This is a genomic window from Streptomyces yangpuensis (assembly GCF_001005295.1).
Classification (GTDB): domain Bacteria; phylum Actinomycetota; class Actinomycetes; order Streptomycetales; family Streptomycetaceae; genus Streptomyces; species Streptomyces yangpuensis.
On record NZ_LBMK01000001.1, the window covers coordinates 100,239 to 124,752 of the forward strand.

General features: G+C 70.7%; 30 protein-coding genes, 1 tRNA gene and 1 riboswitch. Of the genes, 20 read left to right on the forward strand and 11 right to left on the reverse strand.

What is annotated here, in order from left to right:
- Positions 1–103: 103 nt before the first annotated feature.
- Complete coding sequence (locus AAT21_RS00405; RefSeq protein WP_030825287.1) at positions 104–406, forward strand: hypothetical protein; 303 nt, start codon at positions 104–106, stop codon at positions 404–406.
- A 49-nt stretch (positions 407–455) separates the two neighbouring features.
- Here the strand turns inward: AAT21_RS00405 and AAT21_RS00410 are convergent, their stop codons facing one another.
- Both AAT21_RS00410 and AAT21_RS00415 read right to left on the reverse strand, forming a co-directional pair.
- Entirely contained in the window at positions 456–1,055 is a 600-nt protein-coding gene (locus AAT21_RS00410; RefSeq protein WP_046774740.1) for a nicotinamidase, read from the reverse strand.
- Positions 1,056–1,348: 293 nt separating this feature from the next.
- Positions 1,349–2,677: a nicotinate phosphoribosyltransferase gene (locus AAT21_RS00415; protein ID WP_046774741.1), complete on the reverse strand. Its 1,329-nt coding sequence runs from the start codon at positions 2,675–2,677 to the stop codon at positions 1,349–1,351.
- An 80-nt stretch (positions 2,678–2,757) separates the two neighbouring features.
- Here AAT21_RS00415 and clpS point away from each other — a divergent pair, with 80 nt between their 5' ends.
- The 7 genes from clpS to AAT21_RS00445 all read left to right on the forward strand — a co-directional run bounded on the left by clpS (position 2,758) and on the right by AAT21_RS00445 (position 7,494).
- Positions 2,758–3,072 carry an ATP-dependent Clp protease adapter ClpS gene (gene clpS, locus AAT21_RS00420; RefSeq protein ID WP_046774742.1) on the forward strand — a complete coding sequence of 105 codons (315 nt, stop codon included), beginning with the start codon at positions 2,758–2,760 and terminating at the stop codon, positions 3,070–3,072.
- The gene (locus AAT21_RS00425) at positions 3,072–3,680 is read left to right on the forward strand and encodes a DUF2017 domain-containing protein (RefSeq protein ID WP_046774743.1); all 609 of its coding nucleotides are present in this window, start codon (positions 3,072–3,074) and stop codon (positions 3,678–3,680) included. Before clpS ends, AAT21_RS00425 begins: the two co-directional genes overlap by 1 nt.
- Positions 3,681–3,999: 319 nt before the next feature.
- Positions 4,000–5,439, forward strand: a complete 1,440-nt coding sequence (locus tag AAT21_RS00430; protein ID WP_046774744.1) for an amino acid permease — start codon at positions 4,000–4,002, stop codon at positions 5,437–5,439.
- A gap of 122 nt (positions 5,440–5,561) precedes the next feature.
- Positions 5,562–5,984: a M67 family metallopeptidase gene (locus tag AAT21_RS00435; protein ID WP_046774745.1), complete on the forward strand. Its 423-nt coding sequence runs from the start codon at positions 5,562–5,564 to the stop codon at positions 5,982–5,984.
- Positions 5,985–6,061: 77 nt separating this feature from the next.
- Positions 6,062–6,169: a putative leader peptide gene (locus AAT21_RS39800; RefSeq protein WP_310941867.1), complete on the forward strand. Its 108-nt coding sequence runs from the start codon at positions 6,062–6,064 to the stop codon at positions 6,167–6,169.
- Between the two features lie 96 nt (positions 6,170–6,265).
- Positions 6,266–6,544: a MoaD/ThiS family protein gene (locus AAT21_RS00440; protein WP_030662661.1), complete on the forward strand. Its 279-nt coding sequence runs from the start codon at positions 6,266–6,268 to the stop codon at positions 6,542–6,544.
- Positions 6,544–7,494, forward strand: coding sequence for a PLP-dependent cysteine synthase family protein (locus AAT21_RS00445; RefSeq protein ID WP_046774746.1), 951 nt, complete (start codon positions 6,544–6,546; stop codon positions 7,492–7,494). The genes AAT21_RS00440 and AAT21_RS00445 overlap by 1 nt, the downstream gene beginning before the upstream one ends.
- A gap of 174 nt (positions 7,495–7,668) precedes the next feature.
- Here AAT21_RS00445 and AAT21_RS00450 read toward each other — a convergent pair whose 3' ends face one another.
- On the reverse strand, positions 7,669–8,049 hold the full coding sequence (locus tag AAT21_RS00450) for a DUF488 domain-containing protein (protein ID WP_046774747.1): 381 nt from the start codon (positions 8,047–8,049) through the stop codon (positions 7,669–7,671).
- Complete coding sequence (locus AAT21_RS00455; protein ID WP_046774748.1) at positions 8,049–8,468, reverse strand: hypothetical protein; 420 nt, start codon at positions 8,466–8,468, stop codon at positions 8,049–8,051. Before AAT21_RS00455 ends, AAT21_RS00450 begins: the two co-directional genes overlap by 1 nt.
- Before the next feature lie 195 nt (positions 8,469–8,663).
- Between AAT21_RS00455 and AAT21_RS00460 the strand changes: the two genes are divergently transcribed.
- The gene (locus AAT21_RS00460; RefSeq protein WP_046774749.1) at positions 8,664–9,416 is read left to right on the forward strand and encodes an MBL fold metallo-hydrolase; all 753 of its coding nucleotides are present in this window, start codon (positions 8,664–8,666) and stop codon (positions 9,414–9,416) included.
- 126 nt (positions 9,417–9,542) lie between these two features.
- On the opposite strand, the gene AAT21_RS00465 is transcribed toward AAT21_RS00460, so the two are convergent.
- A complete protein-coding gene (locus AAT21_RS00465; RefSeq protein ID WP_046774750.1) occupies positions 9,543–10,817 on the reverse strand; it encodes a PTS transporter subunit EIIC in 1,275 nt (424 codons plus the stop codon).
- Between the two features lie 265 nt (positions 10,818–11,082).
- Complete coding sequence (locus tag AAT21_RS00470) at positions 11,083–12,378, reverse strand: PTS transporter subunit EIIC (protein ID WP_046774751.1); 1,296 nt, start codon at positions 12,376–12,378, stop codon at positions 11,083–11,085.
- A 242-nt stretch (positions 12,379–12,620) separates the two neighbouring features.
- Between AAT21_RS00470 and AAT21_RS00475 the strand changes: the two genes are divergently transcribed.
- The 4 genes from AAT21_RS00475 (at position 12,621) to rdgB (ending at position 14,845) form a co-directional block, all read left to right on the forward strand.
- Positions 12,621–12,854 carry a glucose PTS transporter subunit EIIB gene (locus AAT21_RS00475; RefSeq protein WP_030662640.1) on the forward strand — a complete coding sequence of 78 codons (234 nt, stop codon included), beginning with the start codon at positions 12,621–12,623 and terminating at the stop codon, positions 12,852–12,854.
- A gap of 142 nt (positions 12,855–12,996) precedes the next feature.
- Entirely contained in the window at positions 12,997–13,722 is a 726-nt protein-coding gene (gene rph / locus AAT21_RS00480) for a ribonuclease PH (protein ID WP_030962816.1), read from the forward strand.
- 120 nt (positions 13,723–13,842) lie between these two features.
- Positions 13,843–14,223, forward strand: coding sequence for a hypothetical protein (locus AAT21_RS00485; protein WP_046774752.1), 381 nt, complete (start codon positions 13,843–13,845; stop codon positions 14,221–14,223).
- Between the two features lie 7 nt (positions 14,224–14,230).
- Positions 14,231–14,845, forward strand: a complete 615-nt coding sequence (gene rdgB, locus AAT21_RS00490; protein ID WP_046774753.1) for an RdgB/HAM1 family non-canonical purine NTP pyrophosphatase — start codon at positions 14,231–14,233, stop codon at positions 14,843–14,845.
- Between the two features lie 57 nt (positions 14,846–14,902).
- Here the strand turns inward: rdgB and AAT21_RS00495 are convergent.
- The 4 genes from AAT21_RS00495 to bcp all read right to left on the reverse strand — a co-directional run bounded on the left by AAT21_RS00495 (position 14,903) and on the right by bcp (position 16,810).
- Positions 14,903–14,978: transfer RNA gene (locus AAT21_RS00495), tRNA-Leu, on the reverse strand.
- 45 nt (positions 14,979–15,023) lie between these two features.
- Entirely contained in the window at positions 15,024–15,500 is a 477-nt protein-coding gene (locus tag AAT21_RS00500; RefSeq protein ID WP_327152706.1) for an HNH endonuclease, read from the reverse strand.
- Positions 15,501–15,556: 56 nt separating this feature from the next.
- The gene (locus AAT21_RS00505; protein WP_046774755.1) at positions 15,557–16,198 is read right to left on the reverse strand and encodes an HNH endonuclease signature motif containing protein; all 642 of its coding nucleotides are present in this window, start codon (positions 16,196–16,198) and stop codon (positions 15,557–15,559) included.
- Positions 16,199–16,342: 144 nt separating this feature from the next.
- Positions 16,343–16,810: a thioredoxin-dependent thiol peroxidase gene (gene bcp, locus AAT21_RS00510; protein ID WP_046774756.1), complete on the reverse strand. Its 468-nt coding sequence runs from the start codon at positions 16,808–16,810 to the stop codon at positions 16,343–16,345.
- Positions 16,811–16,929: 119 nt separating this feature from the next.
- Here bcp and AAT21_RS00515 point away from each other — a divergent pair, with 119 nt between their 5' ends.
- From AAT21_RS00515 to AAT21_RS00525, 3 genes are all read left to right on the forward strand, one after another.
- Positions 16,930–17,250 (forward strand): DUF3618 domain-containing protein, encoded by a 321-nt coding sequence (locus AAT21_RS00515; protein ID WP_046774757.1) that lies wholly within the window; start codon positions 16,930–16,932, stop codon positions 17,248–17,250.
- Positions 17,251–17,293: 43 nt separating this feature from the next.
- Positions 17,294–17,635: a GroES family chaperonin gene (locus tag AAT21_RS00520; protein ID WP_030852162.1), complete on the forward strand. Its 342-nt coding sequence runs from the start codon at positions 17,294–17,296 to the stop codon at positions 17,633–17,635.
- A 122-nt stretch (positions 17,636–17,757) separates the two neighbouring features.
- A riboswitch (guanidine-III (ykkC-III) riboswitch) is annotated at positions 17,758–17,822 on the forward strand.
- Between the two features lie 31 nt (positions 17,823–17,853).
- The gene (locus tag AAT21_RS00525) at positions 17,854–18,174 is read left to right on the forward strand and encodes a DMT family transporter (protein WP_030026576.1); all 321 of its coding nucleotides are present in this window, start codon (positions 17,854–17,856) and stop codon (positions 18,172–18,174) included.
- Positions 18,175–18,206: 32 nt separating this feature from the next.
- Here the strand turns inward: AAT21_RS00525 and AAT21_RS00530 are convergent, their stop codons facing one another.
- Entirely contained in the window at positions 18,207–20,687 is a 2,481-nt protein-coding gene (locus AAT21_RS00530; RefSeq protein ID WP_046774758.1) for a transglycosylase domain-containing protein, read from the reverse strand.
- A gap of 188 nt (positions 20,688–20,875) precedes the next feature.
- Here AAT21_RS00530 and AAT21_RS00535 point away from each other — a divergent pair, with 188 nt between their 5' ends.
- From AAT21_RS00535 to AAT21_RS00550, 4 genes are all read left to right on the forward strand, one after another.
- A complete protein-coding gene (locus AAT21_RS00535; RefSeq protein WP_046774759.1) occupies positions 20,876–21,679 on the forward strand; it encodes an ABC transporter permease in 804 nt (267 codons plus the stop codon).
- Entirely contained in the window at positions 21,672–22,595 is a 924-nt protein-coding gene (locus tag AAT21_RS00540) for an ABC transporter permease (protein ID WP_412180286.1), read from the forward strand. The genes AAT21_RS00535 and AAT21_RS00540 overlap by 8 nt, the downstream gene beginning before the upstream one ends.
- Before the next feature lie 6 nt (positions 22,596–22,601).
- A complete protein-coding gene (locus AAT21_RS00545; RefSeq protein ID WP_046775475.1) occupies positions 22,602–23,573 on the forward strand; it encodes an ABC transporter ATP-binding protein in 972 nt (323 codons plus the stop codon).
- A gap of 163 nt (positions 23,574–23,736) precedes the next feature.
- Positions 23,737–24,384, forward strand: a complete 648-nt coding sequence (locus tag AAT21_RS00550) for a DUF1707 SHOCT-like domain-containing protein (protein ID WP_046774760.1) — start codon at positions 23,737–23,739, stop codon at positions 24,382–24,384.
- Positions 24,385–24,514 lie beyond the last annotated feature (130 nt).

The following is a 24,514-nucleotide window of genomic DNA, read 5'->3' on the forward strand; positions in this document are numbered from 1 at the left end:
CCGCAGGTCAAAGCGTGATCGGCCGTCGCCCTCTAGCGGGCGGCGGCCGATCGCGTTTAGATACCCCGGTACGAGGTTCTTATTGACGGGGGAGATGACCGACATGCCCGGTGGAGGTTTCGTCAGATTGCCAGGCGGCAGCGTGGTCGTTGCGCTCACGCTGCCGAGGCCGTCCGGTGAGGGCGGAAATGTCCGCGTGCTGGTGCACGCCGCGAACCGGGCCCGCGCCCTGACCAGGCTGCGGAACCTCGGGATGCGGGCGGTGTACCTGCGAGGCAACGCACAGCCGCCCACACCCGACGAGGTGACGGCCGTCCTGCACCATCCGGACGGCCTGCTGTGGCGCGGCGCGCCCGACCGGGCCCAGGAGCTCTGGCACCCGATCCGGGCCCTGCTGGGCACGTAGGGCCCGGGGCGGGTACGCAGGCCCGCGGCGCGGCCGTGCCCCGGCGTTCCTAGGACCGGGGCCCGGCCGTGCCCACGAGGGTCACGCCGGCCGCGCGGAGCTCCTCCAGGGCCCGCTCGGTGGTGTGCGGGGCCACGGCCGCCGTCAGGTCCAGCAGGACGCGCGTGGTGAAGCCCGCGCGGGCGGCGTCGAGGGCGGTGGCCCGCACACAGTGGTCGGTGGCGATGCCGACCACGTCGACCTCGCCGACGTGCCGCTCCCGCAGCCAGGCGGCGAGGGTCTCGCCGTTCTCGTCCGCACCCTCGAAGCCGCTGTAGGCGGCCTCGTACGCGCCCTTGTCGAAGACGGCGGCGACCGCACCCGAGGCCACGGCGGGCGCGAAGTTCGGGTGGAACCCGACGCCCTCGGTGCCGGCCACGCAGTGCACCGGCCAGGAGGTCTCGTAGTCCGGCTCGGCCGGCGGGTGCGCGAAGTGCGTCCCCGGGTCGATGTGGTGGTCGCGGGTGGCGACGACGTGCCGGTACCCGGCGGTGGCCTGCCCGATCAGCTCGGTGATGGCGGCGGCGACATCGGCTCCGCCGGTGACCGCGAGGCTGCCGCCCTCGCAGAAGTCGTTCTGTACGTCGACGACGATCAGTGCGCGGTGCATTTCGCGTGCCCTTCGGCTTGATGGTGTGCTGCGGGCCCTGCGGGAGGCTCTCCCCCGCCCCGCCCCTTCCCACTGTGCTGCACGGCGGCTGCGCCGCGTGGGGGCTCTGCCCCCGGACCCCCGCGCCTCAAACTCCCCCAGCCACCGCTGGGAGGCGCCCGAGCCAGCCCCGCCGGCGATTGAGGCGCGGGGGCTCGGGGGCCGAGCCCCCGCAACGGCGCCGCACCGCTCACGGCCGAGCGCACCCGCTCACGGCCGAGCGCACCCGCTCACGGCCGAGCGCACCCGCCGGGTTACACGTACTCCGTGGGGAGCACGGCTTCGCCGCGGGAGAGCTGGGTCGCGCTCAGCGGGAGGGAGGCGCGCGCCGCGCGGTGGCGGTCGCGGGCGGCCTCCAGCGGCTCGCGGGCGACCACCTCGCCGGCCTTGACCAGGTGCGTCAGCAGCTGCTGGTCGGCCAGGGCCGACGGAACCGGGCCCACGCCGATCACCTCCGCCTCCGCCACCCCGTCAGCGTCCCGCCGCCGCGCCGCCCACTTGCGGCCGCCGATGGAGGTCTTGCCCCCGGTCGACTTCTTGGCCACCGGGACCAGTGCCGCCTTCGGGTCCGCCGAGGTGGCCCGCGCCACCAGCTTGTAGACCATCGAGCACGTCGGGTGCCCGCTGCCGGTGACCAGCTGTGTGCCCACGCCGTACGCGTCCACCGGAGCCGCCGCCAGCGAGGCGATGGCGTACTCGTCCAGGTCCGAGGTGACGACGATCTTCGTCGAGGTCGCCCCCAGCTCGTCCAGCTGCTGGCGCACCCGGTGGGCCACCAGCAGCAGGTCCCCGGAGTCGATCCGCACGGCGCCCAGGTCCGTGCCCGCCACCTCGACGGCGGTGCGCACGGCCTCGGCCACGTCGTAGGTGTCCACCAGAAGCGTGGTGCCGCGGCCCAGCGAGGCCACCTGCGCCGTGAAGGCGTCCCGCTCGCTGTCGTGGACCAGGGTGAAGGCGTGCGCGCTGGTGCCGACGGTGGGGATGCCGTACCGGAAGCCGGCCGCCAGGTCCGAGGTGGAGGTGAAGCCGCCCACGTACGCGGCCCGCGACGCGGCCACGGCCGCCAGCTCGTGCGTGCGGCGGGCGCCCATCTCGATCAGCGGCCGGTCCCCGGCCGCCGAGGACATCCGGGAGGCGGCCGCGGCGATCGCCGAGTCGTGGTTCAGGATCGACAGGATCACCGTCTCCAGCAGCACGCACTCGGCGAAGCTGCCCTCCACGCGCAGGACCGGGGAGCCGGGGAAGTAGACCTCGCCCTCCGGGTAGCCCCAGATGTCGCCGGAGAAGCGGTACGAGGCCAGCCAGTCCAGCGTCCGCATGTCGACGACGGCCCGCTCGCGCAGGAACTCCAGCACCGCGCTGTCGAAGCGGAAGTTCTCCACCGCGTCCAGCACCCGGCCGGTCCCCGCGACCACCCCGTAGCGGCGCCCCTCGGGAAGCCGCCGGGTGAACACCTCGAAGACCGAGCGGCGGTCGGCGGTGCCGTTGGCCAGGGCGGCCTGCAACATCGTGAGCTCGTAATGGTCCGTGAAGAGCGCTGTCGACGGCACGTCCACCGGCAGGCCCAGGTCCGCAGGGTTCATGGCGGCGATGCTAGCGCACATTTCGTCAAAGTGACGAGATGTGGGTCCCGTTTGTGCAACGGGCCCGTCACGGTGGCAGCATGGGACAAGTGAGTGTTGCTCCCATTGAGATCGAACGCACTGAGTCGGCCGAAGAGACCTTCGCGGTCCCGGAACCTGACGTTCCCTGGGTGACCCTGGTGCACAACGACCCGGTCAACCTCATGAGCTACGTGGCGTACGTGTTCCAGGCGTACTTCGGATACTCGAAGGACGTCGCGCACAAGCTGATGCTCGACGTCCATCACAAGGGGCGGGCGGTCGTGTCGAGCGGCACCCGCGAGGAAATGGAGCGCGACGTGCAGGCCATGCACGGCTACGGCCTGTGGGCGACCCTCTCCCAGGACCGCACCTGATGGGCCGGACCGGGATGTTCGAGTCCCTGCAGGGCGGCGGAGCCGCCATCGCGCTGGACGAGATCGAGATCTCCATCCTGCGTTCCCTGGCCGTCCAGATGCTGGAGCTGATCGGTCCCGGCGACCCCGAGCCCGCCGAGGACGCCGATCCCCTCGCCGCACTGTTCGCCGAAGGCCCCACCGAGCCCCCGTCCGACCCGGCGCTGGCCCGGCTCTTCCCCGACGCCTACGGCTCCCCGGACGGCGCGGGCGACGAGGGCGTGGACCCGGCCGAGACCAAGGCACGCTCGGCGGAGTTCCGCCGCTACACCGAGAACGACCTGCGCACCCGTAAGCGCGACGACGCCCTCGCCCTCGTGCGCAGCCTCGACGCGCTCACCCCGGCCGGCGACGGGGCCGCCGTGCTGGAACTGACCGGCGAGCTGCCGCTGCGCTGGCTGGGCGGGCTCAACGACCTGCGCCTGACCCTCGCCGCCCGGCTCGACATCACCGAGGACGACGAGAGCGGGGCTCTCTTCCGGCTGCCGGACGACGACCCGCGCAAGCCCATGGTGATGGCGTACCTGTGGCTCGGCGGGCTCCAGGAGTCCTTGATCGAAACCCTCTGAGGAACCTCAAGAGGGAGTCGGCGTTCGCTCAGCGGATGCTCAAATCCGGATAACGATCAGATCACCGCCATGCGGTGATCTGTCATGATCACAGGAGTTTGTCCGGAAATTTTGATGCCGTGCGCCACATTTCTCCCCCTCGGACCGTCGTAAGCCCGTGATAAATCTTCACGACCGCCGACGGGACGCCACCCATGTCTCCCGGCCCGCTTGAACCGGCAGACCGCCGGCGTGCAACTCCATCCGTATCCGGGGGGATCGAGGACCCGATCCGCAGCCGCTGAAGGCGCGGGTCGGCGTGGAGAAAGGCGCACCAGACATGACCTCAGTGCAGGTCGAGCAGCAAGGCAACACGCCCGGCGAGGGCACTCAGGGCGACGGCGGCGAGGGGTACCACCGCACGCTCGGCGCCCGCCAGATCCAGATGATCGCGATCGGCGGAGCCATCGGCACCGGCCTCTTCCTGGGCGCCGGCAAGGCGATCTCCAAGGCGGGCCCCAGCCTGATCCTGGCGTACGCGATCGCGGGCCTGGTCATCTTCATCATCATGCGGGCCCTGGGCGAGCTGCTCATGTACCGGCCCGTCTCCGGCTCCTTCTCGGACTACGCCCGCGAGTTCCTGGGCCCGTTCTGGGGCTACGTCACCGGCTGGACGTACTGGCTGTTCTGGGTGGTCACCGGCATCACCGAGGTCACCGCCGCCGCGCAGTACATGTCGTACTGGACCCACGACAGCTTCCCGCAGTGGGCCTACGCGCTGATCTTCACGGTCATCCTCTACGGCGCCAACCTGATCTCCGTGAAGCTCTTCGGTGAGCTGGAGTTCTGGTTCTCCATGGTCAAGGTCACCGCCATCGTCGGCATGATCCTGATCTGCGCCGGCATCCTCACCATCGGCTTCTCCGACGCCGCCGAGACCGCTTCCGTCGCCAACCTCTGGAACGACGGCGGCTTCTTCCCCAAGGGCATCGGCGGCACGCTGATGACCCTGCAGATCGTGATGTTCGCCTTCCTCGCGGTCGAGCTGGTCGGCGTCACCGCCGGCGAGTCCAAGGACCCCGAGAAGACCCTGCCCAAGGCCATCAACACCGTGCCGTGGCGCATCGCCGTCTTCTACGTCGGCGCGCTCATCATGATCCTCTCGGTCGTCCCGTGGACGCACTTCCAGCCGGGCGTCTCGCCCTTCGTCGCCGCCTTCGAGCGCATGGGCCTGGGCATCGGCGCCGCGATCGTCAACTTCGTCGTCCTGACCGCCGCCCTGTCCTCCTGCAACTCCGGCATGTACTCCACCGGCCGCATGCTGCGCGACCTCGCGCTCAACGGCCAGGGCCCGAAGGTCTTCACCAGGCTCACCAGGAGCGGCACCCCGCTCATCGGCACCACCTTCAGCGCCTCGCTGATGCTCGTGGGCGTCTGGATCAACTACGTCGCCCCCGGCAAGGCCTTCGACTACGTCGTCTCCTTCGCCACCATCTCCGGCATGTGGGCCTGGATCATGATCCTGGTCTGCCAGATCCGATACCGGGCCAAGGCCGACCGCGGCGAGCTGCCCGGCTCGAAGTTCAAGGCGCCCGGCGCCCCGTACACGAGCTGGTTCGCCCTGGCCTTCATCGGCATGGTCATCGTGATGATGGGCGCCGACAAGGACGCCCGCGTCTCGCTGTACTGCGCCCCGCTGTGGGGGATGATCCTCGGCGTCGCCTACCTGGTCATGAAGAACCGCGACCCGCGCGGCGCGGCCTTCACCAAGGCCTCGTAGGAGCGGTTCCCGGCCGCCTGCCGCGGCCGGGAGCCCTGCTCCCGTGGACACTCTGTCCACCATGCGGGCCCTTCCGTACCACTCATCGGTACGGGAGGGCCCGGCTGCTTATCCTGTCGCTCATGCTGACCCTCACCCAGGCCCTGTACGACCGGATCGTCGAGCACGCCCGCCAGGACCACCCCGACGAGGCGTGCGGTGTCGTGGCCGGCCCGGCGGGCACCGGCCGCCCCGAGCGGTTCATCCCGATGCTCAACGCGGCCCGCTCGCCCACGTTCTACGAGTTCGACTCGAAGGATCTCCTGAAGCTCTACCGCGAGATGGACGACCGCGACGAGGAGCCGGTGATCGTCTACCACTCGCACACCGCGACCGAGGCCTACCCCTCGCGCACCGACGTCACCTACGCGAACGAGCCGGGCGCGCACTACGTGCTCGTCTCCACGGCCGACAAGGACGGGCTCGGAGAGTTCCAGTTCCGCTCGTACCGCATCGTCGACGGGGTGATCACCGAGGAGGAAGTGCAGGTCGTAGCGGCCTACTGACCACCATGTGAGCAGAAGGCGTCCACGATGCGGGATCACACTCCAAACCGGGGACCGGGAATCGTTAACATGACCGCATGGTTCCCCACGACGTGAGCATCGAGACGCCCGGCAGGCTGCTGCTCGTGGCGCGGCTGCACGTCGATCTGTGCCGCCTCGCCAGCGCCATCTGTCCTGCCGCCTGAGCACCAGAGCCCCCTCGCGCGGGGGGCCGACGAACCGCGCGCCCGATTCCCCCGCACACGCACACCTGCCTACGTCCTGACGACTGGAGCCCAGCCATGGCCATCGAGGTCCGCATCCCCACCATCCTCCGCACCTACACCGACGGCGAGAAGGCCGTGAACGGTGAGGGCGCCACGCTCGCCGACCTCTTCGCGGACCTGGAGACCCGGCACAAGGGCATCGAGGAGCGCATTGTCGACGGCGGTCAGCTGCGCCGCTTCGTGAACGTCTACCTCAACGACGAGGACGTCCGCTTCCTCGACGGCATCTCCACCGCCCTCAAGGACGGCGACAACGTCACCATCCTCCCGGCCGTGGCCGGCGGATCGAAGTAATGCGCTACGACTTCCCGCTGGCCGCGGTCGGCAACACGCCGCTCGTCCGGCTGCCCCGGCTCTCGCCCTCGGAAGACGTCCGGATCTGGGCCAAGCTGGAGGACCGCAACCCGACCGGCTCGATCAAGGACCGCCCCGCGCTCCACATGGTCGAGCAGGCGGAGAAGGACGGCCGGCTCCACCCCGGCTGCACCATCCTGGAGCCGACCTCCGGCAACACCGGCATCTCGCTGGCGATGGCGGCCAAGCTCAAGGGCTACCGCATCGTGTGCGTGATGCCGGAGAACACCAGCCAGGAGCGGCGCGACCTGCTGGCCATGTGGGGAGCCGAGATCATCTCGTCGCCGGCCGCCGGCGGCTCCAACACCGCCGTCCGGGTGGCCAAGGAACTGGCCGCGGAGCACCCGGACTGGGTGATGCTCTACCAGTACGGCAACCCCGACAACGCGGGCGCGCACTACGCCACCACCGGCCCGGAGATCCTCGCCGACCTCCCGTCGATCACCCACTTCGTGGCGGGCCTGGGCACCACCGGCACGCTGATGGGCGTCGGCCGCTACCTGCGCGAGCACGTCCCCGGCGTGAAGATCGTCGCGGCCGAGCCGCGCTACGACGACCTCGTGTACGGGCTGCGCAACCTGGACGAGGGCTTCGTCCCCGAGCTGTACGACGCCTCCGTGCTCACCACCCGCTACTCGGTGGGCTCCTCCGACGCGGTCACCCGCACGCGGGAGCTGCTCCAGCAGGAGGGCATCTTCGCGGGCGTCTCCACCGGCGCCGCCCTGCACGCGGCGATCGGCGTCGGCCGCAAGGCGGTGGCCGCGGGCGAGAGCGCCGACATCGTCTTCGTCGTCGCCGACGGCGGCTGGAAGTACCTCTCGACCGGCGTCTACACCGCGGCGACCACGGAAGAAGCCATCGAAGTCCTCCAGGGCCAGCTCTGGGCCTAGCCACACTTCGCCTCGATCGCCGGCGTTCGAGGGTCTGGTCCGGGCAGCGCCCGGCCTTCCAGCCCCGCCGGCGTTTGAGGCGCGGGTCCGGGCAGCGCCCGGGAAACGGAGAAAGGGCGGGGCGGGGAGAAGCTCCGCGCAGCGGCACCGCGCCCCGGTCCGGGCGGAGCCCGGTCAGTCCGACAGCCGCTCCGCGAGGATCGCCGCATGGCTGGAGCCCGGGTCCTTGACGGCCGTCAGCAGCGTCACCGGCCCACCCCCGACCAGCCCGCGCAAGCGACCGAGCTCCGCCACCGCCGCCGGCTCCGCCAGCTCCGCCTCGTACCGCTGCCGGAACTCACCGGCCGGCCCCCCGTCGTGGAACCACTTCCGCAGCTCCGTCGACGGGGTGACCGCCTTCGGCCACACGTCCACCTCCGCCGCCGCCTTCGACAGGCCCCGCGGCCACAGCCGGTCCACGAGGACCCGCAGCCCGTCCGCCTCCGGCTCCGGCGGGTCGTACACCCGCCGCAGGCGGATCTCCGGCTTCTCGGGCCGCTCCGGCCGTCCAGGCATCACCGACCGCCTCCCAGCCCCTTGATCTCGTCCCAGATCGCCGGGTCCAGCATCCCCAGCCGCGCCCGGAAGTCCCACAGCGACACCTCGTCCGGCCGGTCCGCCTCCAGGAAGGCCGCCCGCCCCTGCGCCCCCACCGTCCCCGGGGGCAGCGGGATCACCCCGGCCCGCCGGTCGTCGTACTTCGCGGTGATCCACGCGACCCGCGCCCGGTGCTCCCGTACCGGGCCCACGCCCAGGACCAGGCAGGTCCGCCCGTCCGCCAGAGTCCACAGCTCACCGGGCTGCGGGTGCGGCGGCCGGCCGGTGCCGTGCGCGGGCGGGGTCCGGCGGGGGACACCCAGCCGCCCCCCGGCGATCAGCATCACCAATGCCAGAGCCACGACCGCGGCCACCGCGGGCCACCAGGACGTGTCCATGTTTCGACCGTAGCCGCGCGGGGAGGCCCCGGCACGACAACGTCCGTGCCCACCGTCGCTCCCCCGGGTGACAGCGCAGGTGATTCCCCCCACAACGGCCTGCCGCGGAGGAGCGACCGGACGTTTCGCGCCTTACGCTCGACCCACGCACGGCCCGCATTCCGTCCACGGACCGTCCACGGAGGTTCACGCTCCATGAAGCTCACCGTCGTCGGCTGTTCGGGGTCGTTCCCGTCCGCGGAATCGGCCTGTTCGAGCTACCTCGTCGAGGCCGACGGCTTCCGGCTGCTGCTCGACATGGGCAACGGCGCCCTCGGCGATCTCCAGCGCCACTGCGGTCTCTACGACCTCGACGCGATCTTCCTGAGCCATCTGCACGCCGACCACTGCATCGACATGTGCGCGTACTTCGTCGCCCGCTTCTACCGCCACGAGGGCGGCCGCTGCGGCACCATCCCCGTCTTCGGTCCCGAGGGCACCGAGAAGCGTCTGACCACGGCCTACGACGACGTCCCGGACGAGCGGTCGATGAGCGAGGTCTTCGACTTCCGCACCCTGAAGCCGGGGAGCTTCGAGATCGGCCCCTTCCAGGTCCGCACCGAGCGGGTCGCCCACCCCGTCGAGTCGTACGCCATCCGCGTCGAGCACGGCGGCCGCTCGCTCACCTACTCCGGGGACACCGGCGTCTGCCCCGAGCTGGGCCGGCTCGCCGAGGGCGCCGACCTCTTCCTGTGCGAGGCGTCCTTCACGCACGGCAAGGAGGACATCCCGGACCTCCACCTCAACGGCCGCGAGGCGGGCGAGTACGCGCACGCCGGCGGCGTCGGGCGGCTCGTCCTCACCCACATCCCGCCGTGGACGGACCCCGCGCAGAACCTCGCCGACGCCCGCGCGGTCTACGACGGCCCGGTCGACCTGGCGTACGCGGGCGCGGTCTACGAGGTCTGAGCACCACCGCTCCATCGCGCCCCCGATCCATCGCGCCCCCGCGCGCCCGCGCCACCGCGCCCCACGGACGAAGAAGCCCCCGCCCTCCCGGAAGGGAGAGCGGGGGCTTCGGCGAGGGTGCGGGGCCTACTTGGCCTCGGCCTTCTCCATCTCGGCGATCTCCTCGTCGGACTCACGGCCCGGCGTGGGGAGGTTGAACTTGGTGATCGCGAAACGGAACCCGAAGTAGTAGACGGCTCCGAAGACCAGACCGATCGGGATGATCATCCAGGGGTTGGTCGCCTTGCTCCAGCCGAGGCCGAGGTCGATCAGACCCGCGGAGAAGGTGAAGCCCGCGTGGACCCCGAGCGCCCAGGTGATCGCCATGGAGAGGGCGGTCAGGATCGCGTGGATCGCGTACAGCACCGGCGCGATGAACATGAAGGAGAACTCGATGGGCTCGGTGACACCCGTGACGAACGAGGTGAGCGCGAGCGAGACCATCATGCCGGTGACGGCCTTGCGGCGCTCCGGGCGGGCGGTGTGCGCGATGGCCAGGGCGGCGGCCGGGAGGCCGAACATCATGATCGGGAAGAAGCCCGTCATGAACAGACCGGCGTCCGGGTCACCGGCGAAGAAGCGGTTCAGGTCACCGTGGACGACCTCGCCGGCGGCGTTGGTGAAGTCACCGATCTGGAACCAGGCGACGGTGTTGACGAACTGGTGCATGCCGATCGGGATCAGCGCGCGGTTGATGGCACCGAAGACACCGGCGCCCGCGGCGCCCAGACCGGTCATCCACTCACCGAAGTTGGAGATGACCTCGCCGATCGGCTCCCAGACCAGACCGAAGAACACACCGGCGAAGACACCGACGAAGGCCATGATGATCGGGACGAGACGGCGGCCGTTGAAGAAGCCGAGCCAGTCCACCAGCTTGGTGCGGTGGTAGCGCTGCCACAGGACCGCGGCGAGCAGACCCATGACGATGCCGCCGAGAACTCCCGGGTTGTTATACGTCGCGGCGACGTCGACACCCTTGTTCTCGGTCGTGTTGATGACGGCCTCGGTCACCGGGAAGGCGGTGAGGACGTTCTTGTAGACGAGGAAGCCGACGAGCGCGGCGAGCGCCGTGGAACCGTCCGCCTTCTTGGCGAAACCGATGGCCACGCCGATGCAGAACAGCAGCGGCAGGTTCGCGAAGACGGCGTCACCGGCTGTGGCGAACACCGTGGCGACCTTGCCCCAGCCGAGGCCGTCCTTGCCGAAGACGTCCGGCTGGCCGAGACGCATCAGGATGCCGGCGGCGGGCAGGACGGCGATGGGCAGCTGGAGGCTGCGGCCGACCTTCTGCAGACCCTGGATCAGGCCGGCTCCTCGCTTCTTGGCGGGCGGCGCAGCGGCGTCAGTAGCCGTACTCATAACTTCCTCCGGGGAGCAAGGCGCCGCCAAGGGGGTTGAGCCTGGGGGACGGCGACGTCTCAGAAAGGGGGGAACACGCCGCCGGGGGAAGCGGTCGTGGTCTACACCAATCGTGGTGTAGACCAGTTGTAGCACGGTGAGGGATAGATAAGGAACCTTCGTTTTCCTGTGGCCTGGGTCACATGTGACGGGGCGTGCGAAAGGCCCCCGGATCGTGATCCGAGGGCCCTTGACGGGCCGGTCCGGGCCCTGTTCCGAAGCGGCCTCAGGCCTTGGTGTTCTCCGCCTGCATCGCCTCGATCTCCTCGTCCGACTCCCGGCCCGGCGTGGGGATGTCGAACTTCGTGATCGCGAAGCGGAAGACGACGTAATAGACGACGGCGAAGCCCAGCCCGATCGGAATGATCAGCCACGGCTTCGTGGCCAGCCCCCAGTTGATGACGTAGTCGATCAGACCCGCCGAGAAGCTGAAGCCGTCGTGGACGCCGAACGCCCACGTCACCGCCATCGACACGCCCGTCAGCACCGCGTGCACCGCGTACAGCGCCGGAGCGACGAAGAGGAAGGAATACTCCAGCGGTTCGGTGATCCCGGTGACGAACGAGGTCAGCGCCACCGACAGCATCAGCCCGCCGACCTCCTTGCGCCGCTGCGGCTTCGCACAGTGCGTGATCGCCAGAGCCGCCGCCGGCAGCGCGAACATCATGATCGGGAAGAAGCCGGTCAGGAACAGGCCCGCATCCGGGTCGCCGCTGAGGAACATGTTGATGTCGCCGTGCACCACCTCGCCGTCCGGCTTGGTGTAACTGCCGAACTGGAACCACACCGGCACGTTCAGGAACTGGTGCAGGCCGATCACCAGCAGCGCGCGGTTCGCGACGCCGAAGATCCCCGCACCCCAGTAGTCCAGGCCCACCAGCCAGTCGGAGAAGCTCTCCAGCGCGGCACCGATCGGCGGCCAGACCCACAGGCACAGCGCGGCGAACGCGATCGCCACGAAGGCCATGATGATCGGGACGAGCCGGCGGCCGTTGAAGAAGCCGAGCCAGTCCACCAGCTTCACCCGGTGGTAGCGCTGCCAGAACCAGGCGGCCAGCAACCCCATGACGATGCCGCCGAACACCCCCGGATTCTGGAAGGTGTACTGGGCGAAGGTCTCGTCCGGCCCCAGACACCCGCCCCCCACGTCCTTCGTACCGTCCGGGCAGGGCACGGGGAACGCGCGCAGCACGCTGCGGTAGACGAGGAAGCCGGCCACCGCCGCCAGCGCCGTCGAGCCGTCCGCCTTCTTCGCCATCCCGATCGCGACGCCGACACAGAAGAGGAGCGGCAGCCCGAGGTCCGCGTTGAGCAGGGCGCCGCCCGCGGCGGCCATCACCTTGGCGATCTGGGGCCACACACCGGTGCCCTCGGCGTCGATCAGCCCCAGCCGGTTCAGGATGCCCGCCGCCGGCAGGACCGCGATCGGCAGCTGCAGGCTCCGCCCCATCTTCTGCAGCCCCTGGTAAAGGGTGTTGCGCCGCGACGGTCGCGGTACTGCGGCGGCGCTGCTCGCACTCATCGGCGTCTCCCTGACCGGCACAGGTTTTTGCATGCGGCTTTTTGGATGCGGCAGCAGTTGCGTGCACACTGGTGTAGACCAGTTGTGGGCAGGTTGCTGCTGATCGTCATCATTCGGCAGGGACCGGACACGCGCTCGCGTAGATGGGCCAACCGTGCGTTACCGTGACAACGCGGGCCGTGCGGAGGGCTCCATGTTCCGGCCGCTGAGACTCGTTCTTCGCATCACTCAGGGAGAAACACATGGCCACCAAGGCTGAGAAGATCGTCGCCGGGCTCGGCGGCATCGAGAACATCGAAGAGGTCGAGGGCTGCATCACCCGCCTGCGCACCGAGGTCATCAACCCCGACCTCGTCGACGAAGCCGCCCTCAAGGCCGCCGGCGCCCACGGCGTCGTCCGGATGGGCACCGCGGTCCAGGTCGTCATCGGCACCGACGCCGACCCGATCGCCGCCGACATCGAAGACATGATGTGATCCGGTGACCGGGACTCCCTGAGTCCGGGCCGCTCGGCCCCGAACACCACCGAGCACCCGCAGCACCCGCATCACCCGAAGACCCCGTCCCGCAACCCGGACGGGGTCTTCGCGCTGCCGGCCACCCACTAGGCTCGGACACATGTCTCGCATCGACGGCCGTACGCCCGAACAGCTCCGCCCGGTCACCATCGAACGCGGATGGAGCAAGCACGCAGAGGGCTCCGTCCTCATCTCCTTCGGAGACACCAAGGTCTTCTGCACCGCCTCCTTCACCGAAGGCGTCCCGCGCTGGCGCAAGGGCAGCGGCGAGGGCTGGGTCACCTCCGAGTACTCGATGCTGCCGCGCTCCACCAACACCCGCGGCGACCGCGAATCCGTCCGCGGCAAGATCGGCGGCCGCACCCACGAGATCTCCCGCCTCATCGGCCGCTCGCTGCGCGCCGTCATCGACTACAAGGCCCTCGGCGAGAACACCATCGTCCTGGACTGCGACGTCCTCCAGGCCGACGGCGGCACCCGCACCGCCGCCATCACCGGCGCCTACGTCGCCCTCGCCGACGCCGTCGCCTGGGGCCAGCAGAAGAAGCTCATCAAGGCCGGCCGCAAGCCCCTCACCGGAACCGTCGCCGCCGTCAGCGTCGGCATCGTCGACGGCGTCCCGCTGCTCGACCTCTGCTACGAGGAGGACGTGCGCGCCGAGACCGACATGAACGTGGTCTGCACCGGCGACGGCCGCTTCGTCGAGGTCCAGGGCACCGCCGAGGGCGAGCCCTTCGACCGCAAGGAACTGAACGCCCTCCTCGACCTCGCCGCCGGCGGCTGCGCGGACCTCGAAGCCATCCAGCGGGGCGCGCTCGGCCTGTAGCCGACAACCACCGGCAACCGCAACACGCCCCCCGGCGTCCCTACGGGCAACGGGCGCACGGTGGCACCACCGTGCGCCCGCACCCGTCCGCCTCCGTACACGTCCTCTCGGGAGAACCGCATGAAGCTCCGCATAGCGGCAGTAGCCGTGGCAGCCGTCCTGACCATCCCGGCCCTTTCCGCCTGCGACGCCATCTCCACGGCCATGGACTGCGCGAACACGGCGGTCGCCATCACGGACGGCGCGAACGACCTCCAGCAGGCCGTCTCCCAGGCGGGCAACAGCCCCCAGGACGCCAAGAACGCCCTCGACCAGATCGAGACGAACCTCAAGAAGATCGGCGACCAGACGGACAACGCCGACCTGGGCAAGGCCATCGAGTCGATGAACACGGCCGTCAAGAACGTCCGCACCGCCATCGAGAGCGGCAACCCCACTCCGGACATCAAGCCGGTCGCCGACGCCGCGAGCGAGATCTCCAAGGTCTGCACCCCGGGATAATGAGGGCATGACCTCGACGCCCAGCCGCCTGATCCTCGCGACCCGCAACGCGGGCAAAGTCTCCGAACTGCGCGCCATCCTCGCGGACGCCGGCCTGCCCCACGGGCTGGTCGGCGCGGACGCCTACCCGGAGATCCCCGACGTCAAGGAGACCGGCGTCACCTTCGCCGAGAACGCCCTCCTCAAGGCACACGCCCTGGCACGCGCCACCGGCCTGCCGGCGGTCGCCGACGACTCCGGCCTGTGCGTGGACGTCCTGCACGGCGCCCCCGGCATCTTCTCCGCCCGCTGGGCCGGCCGCCACGGCGACGACAAGGCCAACCTGGACCTGCTCCTGGCCCAGCTCGGCGACATCGCCGACGAGAACCGCAGCGCCCACTTCTTCTGCGCGGCGGCCCTCGCCCTGCCGGACGGCACCGAACGCGTCGTGGAGGGCCGCCTCCTGGGCACCCTGCGCCACGCCCCGTCGGGCACGGGCGGCTTCGGCTACGACCCGATCCTCCAGCCGCTGGGCGAGGCCCGCACCTGCGCGGAACTCACCGCGGCCGAGAAGAACGCCATCTCCCACCGCGGCCAGGCCTTCCGAGCCCTGGTCCCCTTCATCCGCGCCCTGCTGCCCTGACGGGAGGACACGCCGAAGGCCTGTCCTCCCGGAGTAGGGCGGACAGGCCTTTCGCGTTGGTACGCCCGATCGGATTCGAACCGACAGACACGACCACCTAAAGATCGCCGCTCAGCCGTTGGCGTACGGGCGCAAGCCAAGACCACTGTACTGGGTGACGGCGGGATGCGGGTGGGAGCTAGCTGCCGGATCTGCCGGGTCTTCCACCACGGCACCACGTGCTGGTGACCGCGTGGCAGTTGGGGCACAGGAGCCGGAGGTTCTCACGCAGGTCGTTGCTCCAATCGCCGTCGATGTGGTCGACCTCCAGCGTCATCGGTTGCCCGTGCCAGACCGGGGGTGTTCCGCACATCGCGCAGCATTCAGGAACGCCGACCTCGCGCAGCGCGCGCAGGAGCAGATGGGAGCGAGTACGGCGCCGTCCGTCGTGTCGCACGAGAACATCCTCGGCCCGCCGCAGTGGGATGGTGCCGGTTTTACCGCGGTGGTGTGCCTGGCCGAGGAAGTGCACGGTCGACAGTCCGTCCTCGCGGATCCAGGACTTGAGCGCCTCGTTCATGCTTCCCGAAGGCTCATGGCCCAGCCGCCGCAGGGTTTCGGCCAGTGAGTGGGACGCGGCGACGGCGTCGCGCAGGAGGGATGCCTCGGGCTTCACGCGTCGTGCGTACGATCGGCGTCGACGTGCCGAGCCGCTGGTGTCGTGGACGCCCGTCATCGCTGCCGGCCCTTCGCGCGTCCGCGGTACGTGTCCGTGGTGGAGTGGCAGTTCGGGCACAACAGCCGCAGGTTTTCAGGGAGGTTGTTACGCCAGTCGCCGTCGATGTGGTCGACCTCCAACGGAAGCGGGCGCCCCTGCCAAACGGCTTCTACACCGCACATCCGGCATGCATCGGGAACTCCCAGGACCGCGAGGGCCCGTTTGAGGTGCGCGCTCTGCATACGGCGGGCCTGCGGGCCTTCCTGCCTGACCAGCAGCGATTCTGGGGTCCTTCGCACCTTTGGGCGCCCCGCCGAGGAGGGCAACGCGAAGTGGGAGGTGTCTATCCCGAACGCCTTCACCCTGCGGCTGATGTGGGTGTGGTGACCGCCCACCACGTCAAGACCGAGTCGCCTGAGGACCTCGCACATCGTCGTGGACGCGGCGACGGCCTCCGCCAGTACTTCTCTCGTCCACCTCACCCCCTCACGCTCGAAGTGCGACACGTCCACGCCGAGCTTCCGCATGCGGTCGCGCAGGTAACGCCGCGACGGGCCGCCAGGGTCCACGCCCAGCCTTCGTAACGCCTCCGTGAGCGTCCGCGCTCCTGCGGCAGCCTCCGCCAGGCGTTCCCTCGTGTACGGACTGATCGGCATTCCGCCCCCTCACCCCGGCCGCGTGTGCGGCTCTCGTACGGAGCAACGAGCCGATAGTCGGACGGTCACGGGTTGGGTCGTCCGACAATCGGAGCGGGCCGCCCCTGACCAGGGGCGGCCCGCTCCGGAGGACGGGGGCAGGGGTCAGATGCCCAGGTCCTTGATGATCTTGGCCACGTGGCCCGTCGCCTTCACGTTGTAGAAGGCGTGCTCGACCTTGCCCTCCTCGTCCACGACCACCGTCGAGCGGATGACGCCCGTCACCGTCTTGCCGTACAGCTTCTTCTCGCCGAACGCCCCGTACGCCGCCAGTGTCTCCTTCTCCGGATCGCCGACCAGGGTGACCTTCAGGTTCTCCTTCTCGCGGAACTTCGCGAGCTTCTCCGGCTTGTCGGGGGAGACGCCGATGACGTCATAGCCGGCCGTGGCCAGGGCGTCCAGGTTGTCCGTGAAGTCGCACGCCTGCTTCGTGCAGCCCGGCGTCAGCGCGGCGGGGTAGAAGTAGACGATGACCTTGCGGCCCTTGTGGTCGGCGAGCGAGACCTCGTTGCCGTCCGCGTCGGGCAGGGTGAAGGCGGGGGCGGTGTCGCCCGGCTGCAGTCGCTCGCTCATCTGACAGTCTCCTCGGGAGGGGATCGGTACGTCACGAGACTAAGCTGACAGACTGTTCACGGCGGACTACGCCCCCACACGATCACGACCACCACGACCACGACGACGGAGGCAGCGCGGTGTCGGAAGCCAGGACCCCCGCACAGATCGAGGCGGACATCGTCCGCCGCCGCGAGCAGCTCGCCGAGACGCTCGACGAGATCGGCGTGCGCATGCACCCGCAGACGATCATCGGGGACGCGCGGGCCCGGGTCGCCTCGACCGTCGACGAGACCGCGGGGCGGGCCTTCGCCACGGTGAACCGTGTCGTGACGGACGTGCGGGACGGTCTGCGCCACCCGGACGGCAGCCCGCGCCTGGAGCGCATCGTGCCCGTGGCGCTGGTCGCGGCCGGTCTGGTCGGACTCCTCGTCGTCTCGGCGCGCCACAAGCGCGGATGACCCTGCGCGGTACGGGACGGGCGCGGGCAGGTAGGTTCGTGGCGTGAGCGAGAACACCACCCACGACAAGCTGCCCATCCGCATGCTGCACGACCGCGTGCTCGTGAAATCCGATCTGCCCGAGGGCGAGCGGCGTTCCGGCGGCGGCATCCTGATCCCGGCGACGGCCGCCGTGGGCAAGCGGCTGGCCTGGGCCGAGGTCGTCGCGGTCGGGCAGAACGTCCGGACCGTCGAGCCCGGGGACCGGGTGCTGTACGACCCCGAGGACCGTGCCGAGGTCGAGGTGCGCGGTGCGACGTACGTGCTGATGCGCGAGCGGGACCTGCACGCCGTGGCCGCGGAGCGGCTGGAGGGGTCGGACGACTCCACCGGGCTGTACCTCTGACCTCTGACGGGCTGTACCTGCGACCTGCGACCTCCGACTTCTGAACCGCCGATCGGACCGCTGATCGGACCGGTGGTCGAGCGCAAGGGCTGGTGGCCCGGGTCACCAGCCCTTTTCGCTGTCCTTTGCTACGGTGGGTGAGAACCCGACGAGACGCGCCGTACCGGGTACGCAAAGACGACGCACCCCGTATCGCTCGATGTCTCGGAGGTGCCGTCATGGCCTGGGTCCTTCTTCTCCTTGCCGGTCTGCTCGAAGTCGGCTGGTCGATCGGCATGAAGTTCACCGAGGGCTTCACCCGGCTGTGGCCCAGTGTGTTCACGGGTGCCGGGATCGTGGCCAGCATGGTGCTGCTGTCCTACGCCGCGAAGACCCTGCCCATCGGCACGGCGTACGGGGTGTGGGTGGGCATCGGTGCCGCCGGTGCGGCCGTGCTCGGTATGGCGGTGCTGGGTGAGCCCGTCACCGCCGCCCGGATCTTCTTCATCTGTCTGCTGCTGGTGGCCGTGGTGGGGCTGAAGGCGACCTCCGGTCACTGAGTCCGCTGCTGCTCCGGGAACGGCGGGAACGGCTACTCCAGGAACGCGGACGGCGGGCGCGGGCCCCCGATGACCCCGCCGCCGTCCCAGCCGCCCGAGCCGGCCCCGCCCTGGGTGCCCGCGGTGGTGCCGCCCTCGTCGCCCTGGCTGGTGCCGCCGTCGTCCTGTCCGCCCTGGGTCCGGCCTCCGCTGTCCTGGCCGCCCTGCGTCCGGCCGCCGTCGTCGCCGCCCCCGCCGTCCTGGCCCCCGTTGTCCCGGCCGCCCTGTGTCCGGCCGCCGGAGTTCTGCCCGCCGTTGTCCTGGCCGCCGTTGTCCTGGCCGCCGGACGGCGGGGTCGGCCGCCGGTCAGCGGGCGGGGTGCCGTCGCCCGGCCTCTCCTGCGGCGGGTCCGACTGCGTGGAGGGCGGCGGCGAGGGCTGCGCGGCGCCCGGCTGGAGGTCGAGTTCGAAGTCCACGGGGTCGGTGCCCTCCAGTGCGCTCTTCGTGTAGGCGGCCCAGATCCGGGCCGGGTAGCCGCCACCGCCGATGCGGGACTCGCCGAGGGCCCCGTACAGCGACTCCAGGGTGCCGGTGTCCGGGTCCTGGCCCATCATGGCGACCACCGTGACGAGGTTCGGGGTGTAGGCCGCGAACCACGCCGAGCGGTCCAGTTCACCGGTGCCGGTCTTGCCCGCGGCCGGGTGGCCGGCGGCGAGGGCCGCCGTGCCGGTGCCGTTGTCCACGACGCTGACCAGCATGGACGTGGTGGTGTCGGCGGCCTCGCGGCTGATGGCCTGGACGGAGGGGCGCTCGGGCAGGGCGATCTTGTCGCCGCCCTTCGCGATCTCCTCCAGGAAGGTGTAGGGGGTGCGGCGGCCGTGGTCGGCGAGGGTCGCGTACGCCTGGGTCATGTCGAGGACGCTGGCCTGGAGGGTGCCGAGCGCCATGGCCGGGCCGACCACGAAGTTCGGGGTGTCCTCGGGGATGCCGAGGTCGATGGCGGTCTTCTTGACCCTGGCGGTGCCGACGTCGACGGCCATCTGCGCGTAGACGGCGTTCACGGAGAGGTCGGTGGCGGTGGTGACGGTGATGTTCCCGTAGGAGATCTGGCCCTCGTTCTCCGGGGCGAAGCGGATCCGGCCGCCGACGACGGGCCGTTTGTTGTCGCCGTTGTAGACGGTGTGGGGGGTGATCCGGCGGCCGTCCTGGGTGCGGGAGTCATTCTCGACGGCCGCCGCGAAGACGAACGGCTTGAAGGTGGAGGCGACCTGGTAGTCGTGCCGGGTCGCGTTGTTCACGTACTGCCTGGTGTAGTCGACGCCGCCGTACATGGCGACGACCTTGCCGGTGGCCGGGTCGATGGAGACGCCGCCGGCCCGGACGAGCCGGTCCGCCTTGCGCGTGCCGGGGTCGAGTCTGCCGAGCATCCGGTCGTCGACGGCCGCGACGAAGTCGGCCTGGTGGCGGCGGTCGATGGTGGTCGTGATCCGGTAGCCGCCCTCGGCGAGGGTCTTGTCGTCGAGGATCTTGCGGTCGAGGATGAACTCCTTGACCGCTTCGACGAGGTAGCCGCGCTGGCCGGACAGGCCGGCGGCGGCGCGGACCTTGCCGGGCTCGGGGAAGCCGGTGGCCGCGCGTTCGGCGGCGGGCAGCCAGCCCTTCTTGACCATGCCGTCGAGGACGTAGTTCCAGCGGGCGAGGGCGCGGGTACGGCTCTGCGGGTGGGAGACGACGTCGAAGGCGCTGGGGGAGTTGAGCAGGGTGGCGAGGTAGGCGCCCTCGGCGGTGGTGAGGCTGCTGACGTCCTTGCCGTAGTACGCCTGGGACGCGGCCTGGATGCCGTAGGCGTTGCGCCCGAAGTAGCTGGTGTTCAGGTAGCCCTCGAGGATGTACGCCTTGGACTTCTCGCGGCCGAGTTTGACCGCGATGAAGAACTCCTTGGCCTTGCGTTTGATCGTCTGTTCCTGGCCCAGGTAGTAGTTCTTGACGTACTGCTGGGTGATCGTCGAGCCGGACTGGGTGCCCTTGCCGGTGGCCGTGTTCCAGGCGGCGCGGACCATCGCCTTGGGGTCCACCGCCCGTTCGGAGTGGAAGTCCCGGTCCTCTGCGGCCAGTACGGCCTCCTGGACGGTCAGCGGGATCTGCGAGAGGGGCACGTTGACGCGGTTGACCTCGCCGTCGCGGGCGATCTGGGAGCCGTCGGAGTAGAGGTAGACGTTGGACTGCGCGGTCGCGGCGGCGTTGGCCGGCGGGATGTCGACCAGCAGGTAGCCGGCCACGAGGCCGCCGCCGACCAGGAGGGCGAGGAGCAGTACGGCGCCGAGGACCATGCGCCAGGTGGGGAGGAGGCGCCGCAGGCCGGTCCGGCGGCGGCGGGCCTTCCCGCCGGGTGCGCCGGAGCCGTCGGGTCCGCCGGGTCCGTCGGGTCCGCCGGGTCCGCCCGGTCCATCGGCACCTGCGGGTCCCGCGGGTCCGCCGGGCGGGGTGTCCGGGTCGCGAGGGGTCCAGCCCGCGGGTGGTGACTGGTCGCTCATCTCCAGGACTCCTCGACGCTGTTCGAAATATCCACTTCTGTACCTCATGGTGTCTACCCGATGGCCGGTGACCACCGTCCCGGACGGGGGTAAATCGGTCGCGTGGCTCGCCCCTCCGCACTAAGCTCGCGCGCTTTGGCCGACGTAGGAACGACGTGGAAAACGGAGGGGATACGGTGCGCCAGAGAGTGCGCCTCTACGCGGCGGTCGCGGCCGGCGGGTTCCGGCGGTACGCCACCTACGGCACGGCGACCGCGGCGGGCGTCTTCACCAATACCGTGTTCGGGTTCATCGTCGCGTTCACGTACGCCGCCCTGTGGGACCAGCGTCCGGGGCTCGGCGGCTACGACCGGGCCCAGGCCCTGACCTTCGTCTGGGTGAGCCAGTCGCTGCTGGCGGCCGGGGCGTTCATCGGCGGCGGGTTCCAGGAGGAGATCCAGGAGCGGGTCCGCACCGGCGACATCGCCGTCGACCTGTACCGGCCCGCGGACCTGCAGATGTGGTGGCTCGCGGCCGACCTGGGCAGGTCCGCCTTCCAGCTGCTGGGGCGCGGGCTGGTCCCGCTCGTGGCGGGGGCGCTGGCCTTCCAGCTGGCGCTGCCCTCGGACCCGTGGCGGTGGCTGCTGTTCCTGGTCTCCGTCGTGCTCGGGCTGGTGGTGAGCTTCGCCGTGCGCTACATGCTGGGGCTGCTGGCCTTCTGGCTGATGGACGGGTCCGGGATCAACCTGATGGCGACCGTCGTCTCGATCTTCTTCTCGGGGATGCTGCTGCCGCTGACCGTCTTCCCCGGCGCCTTCGGGGAGTTCGTGCGCGTACTGCCCTGGGCGGCCATGCTCCAGGTCCCGATGGACGTGCTGCTGGGCGTGCACTCGGGGGCCGGGGACGCGGTCGGCGCGCTGGGCTTCCAGGCCGGCTGGGTCCTCGTACTGCTGGGCGCCGGGCGGCTGTTGCAGTCGGCGGCGACGCGGAAGGTGGTGGTCCAGGGTGGCTGAGGCGACCGGTACGGCGGGTACGGCGGGTACGGCCGCCGCGACGGCCGGGCCGGCCGAGACGCGGCCGGCGCGGGAGTTTACGGATCCGGAGGCGCCGCGGGCGCATGGCCGGGTCCTGGAGGGGCTGCGCGGCTACGGCCTGATCGTGGCCATGTGGATCCGGTCGACGATGACGTACCGGACGTCCTTCGTCCTGTCGACGGTGGGGAACGCGGCGATCACCCTGCTGGACTTCGTCGCGATCTCCATCATGTTCTCCCACGTGGACGTCCTCGGTGGCTTCACGCTGCCCGAGATCGCCCTGCTGTACGGGTCCTGCTCGGCGTCCCTGGGACTGGCGGACCTGCTGCTGGGCAACACCGACCGGATCGGCGCCCGGATCCGCGACGGCTCGCTCGACACCATGCTGGTGCGTCCGGTACCGCTGCTCGCGCAGGTCGCGGCCGACCGCTTCGCGCTGCGCCGGCTGGGCCGGGTCGTGCAGGGGCTGGGCGTGCTGGGCTGGGCGCTCTGGTCGCTGGAGGTGGACTGGACGGCGGGGAAGGTGCTGCTGGTGCCCGTGATGGTGCTGTCCGGTGCGGCGATCTTCGCGGCGGTGATGGTGGCCGGGGCCGCCTTCCAGTTCGTCGCCGGGGACGCGGCGGAGGTGCAGAACTCCTTCACCTACGGGGGCTGCACGATGCTGCAGTACCCGCCGACCGTCTTCGCGACCGAGCTGCTGCGCGGGGTGACCTTCATCGTCCCGCTGGCCTTCGTCAACTGGCTGCCCGCGCTGTACCTGCTGGGGCGGCCCGATCCGCTGGGACTGCCGGGGTGGGCCGCGTTCCTGAGCCCGCTGGTGGCCTTCGTGGTGTTCGTGCCCGCGTCGCTGGCCTGGCGCGCGGGAGTCCGTTCGTACCGGAGTACGGGGAGCTGAGCCGTGGTGGACGATGATGCGCTGATCTCGCTGGACGGGGTCGAGAAGGTCTTTGACGTACGGCGCCGGGTGAGCCTGATGCGCCGGGAGAAACGCCAGGTCAGGGCGGTGGACGGGATCAGCTTCGCGGTCGCGCGGGGCGAGATGGTCGGCTACATCGGGCCCAACGGGGCCGGCAAGTCGACCACGATCAAGATGCTGACCGGCATCCTGAACCCGAGCGGCGGCCGGCTGCGGGTCGCGGGCATCGACCCGGCGCGGGAGCGGGTGCGGCTCGCGCACCGGATCGGGGTGGTGTTCGGGCAGCGCACCACGCTGTGGTGGGACCTGCCGCTGAAGGACTCGTACGGGCTGATGCGGCGGATGTACCGGGTGCCGAGGGCGCGGTTCGAGGAGAACCTGGAGCGGTGCGTGGACCGCCTGGACCTGGCCGAGCTGCTCGACGTGCCGGTGCGCCAGCTGTCGCTCGGACAGCGGATGCGCGGGGACATCGCGGCGGCGCTGCTGCACGATCCCGACGTGCTGTACCTGGACGAGCCGACGATCGGGCTCGACGTGGTGAGCAAGGCGAAGGTACGGGGATTCCTGCGGCAGTTGAACGAGGAGCGCGGCACGACGGTGCTGCTGACCACACACGACCTCCAGGACATCGAGCAGCTCTGCGAGCGGGTGATGGTCATCGACCACGGGCGGCTGATGTACGACGGGGCGCTGGGCGGACTGCACGCGGCGGGGTCGGCGGGGGAGAGCGAGCGGACGCTGGTGGTGGACCTGGAGCGGGAGCTGGCGCCGATCAGCGTGCCGGGGGCGCGGGTGGTGAAGGTGGAGGGGCCCCGGCAGTGGCTGGCGTTCCCGGCGGGGCAGTCGGCCGCGCCGCTGGTGTCGGCGGTGGCGGCGGAGTACCCGCTGGTGGATCTGTCGGTGCGGGAGCCGGACATCGAGGACGTGATCGCGCGGATGTACGCGGGGCGGGACTGAGCGGGGCGCTGCGCGGGCGGGGCTCGGGGGCCGCGGGGGCCGCGCGGGGGCGGCTCGGGGGGCTGCGCGGGCGCGGCTCGGGGGTGGACTCAGGGTCCGGTCGGGGGTGGTCTCAGGGGCCGGACCATACAACTCCCGCGTGTGCGTGCATAGTCTGGTGCGTATGAGTGACGAGCGGCCGGAGAAGCCGTTGCCGGAGTTGAGGGCGTCGGATGCCGACCGGGACCGGGTGGTGGAGCGTCTGCGTGACGCCGTCGCCGAGGGCCGGCTCGACATGGAGGAGTTCGAGGAGCGGCTGGATGCGGCGTACAAGTCCCGTACGTACGCGCAGCTGGAACCGCTGACGGCGGACCTGCCGGCGGCCACCGCCCCGGCCGCGGCGCCGCCCGCGGCGGCGGCAGCCGGGGCTGCCGCCTGGCCGGGCCGGATCGGCGGTACGGGCTCGTCGTCGCTGGCCGTCGCGGTGATGTCGGGCTTCCAGCGCAAGGGCCGCTGGACGGTCCCGGCCCGCTTCGACGCGGTGGCGTTCTGGGGCGGTGGCGAACTGGACCTGCGGGAGGCGGACTTCGCGCAGCGCGAGGTGGTGATCAACTGCGTCGCGATCATGGGCGGCATCGAGATCACCGTGCCGCCGGGTGTGGACGTGGACGTGCGGGGCTTCGGCTTCATGGGCGCCTTCGACCAGCGCGACAGCCCGGGCCCCACGGAGCCGGGCGCTCCGCGCGTGGTGGTGACGGGCTTCGCCTTCTGGGGCGGTGTAGAAGTCAAGATCAAGCCCCCGCGGGGCGGCTTGTCCCTCCACAAGGCGTAGCGCGGCGTGGCTCGGCTCCCGCCGGGGGTGTGCTGGGGCTCCGCCCCAGACCCCGCGCCTCAAACGCCGGCGAGGCTGATTTTGCGGGCCGGGAGTGCAGGGTTCGGCTCCCGCCGGGGTGGCGATCGTT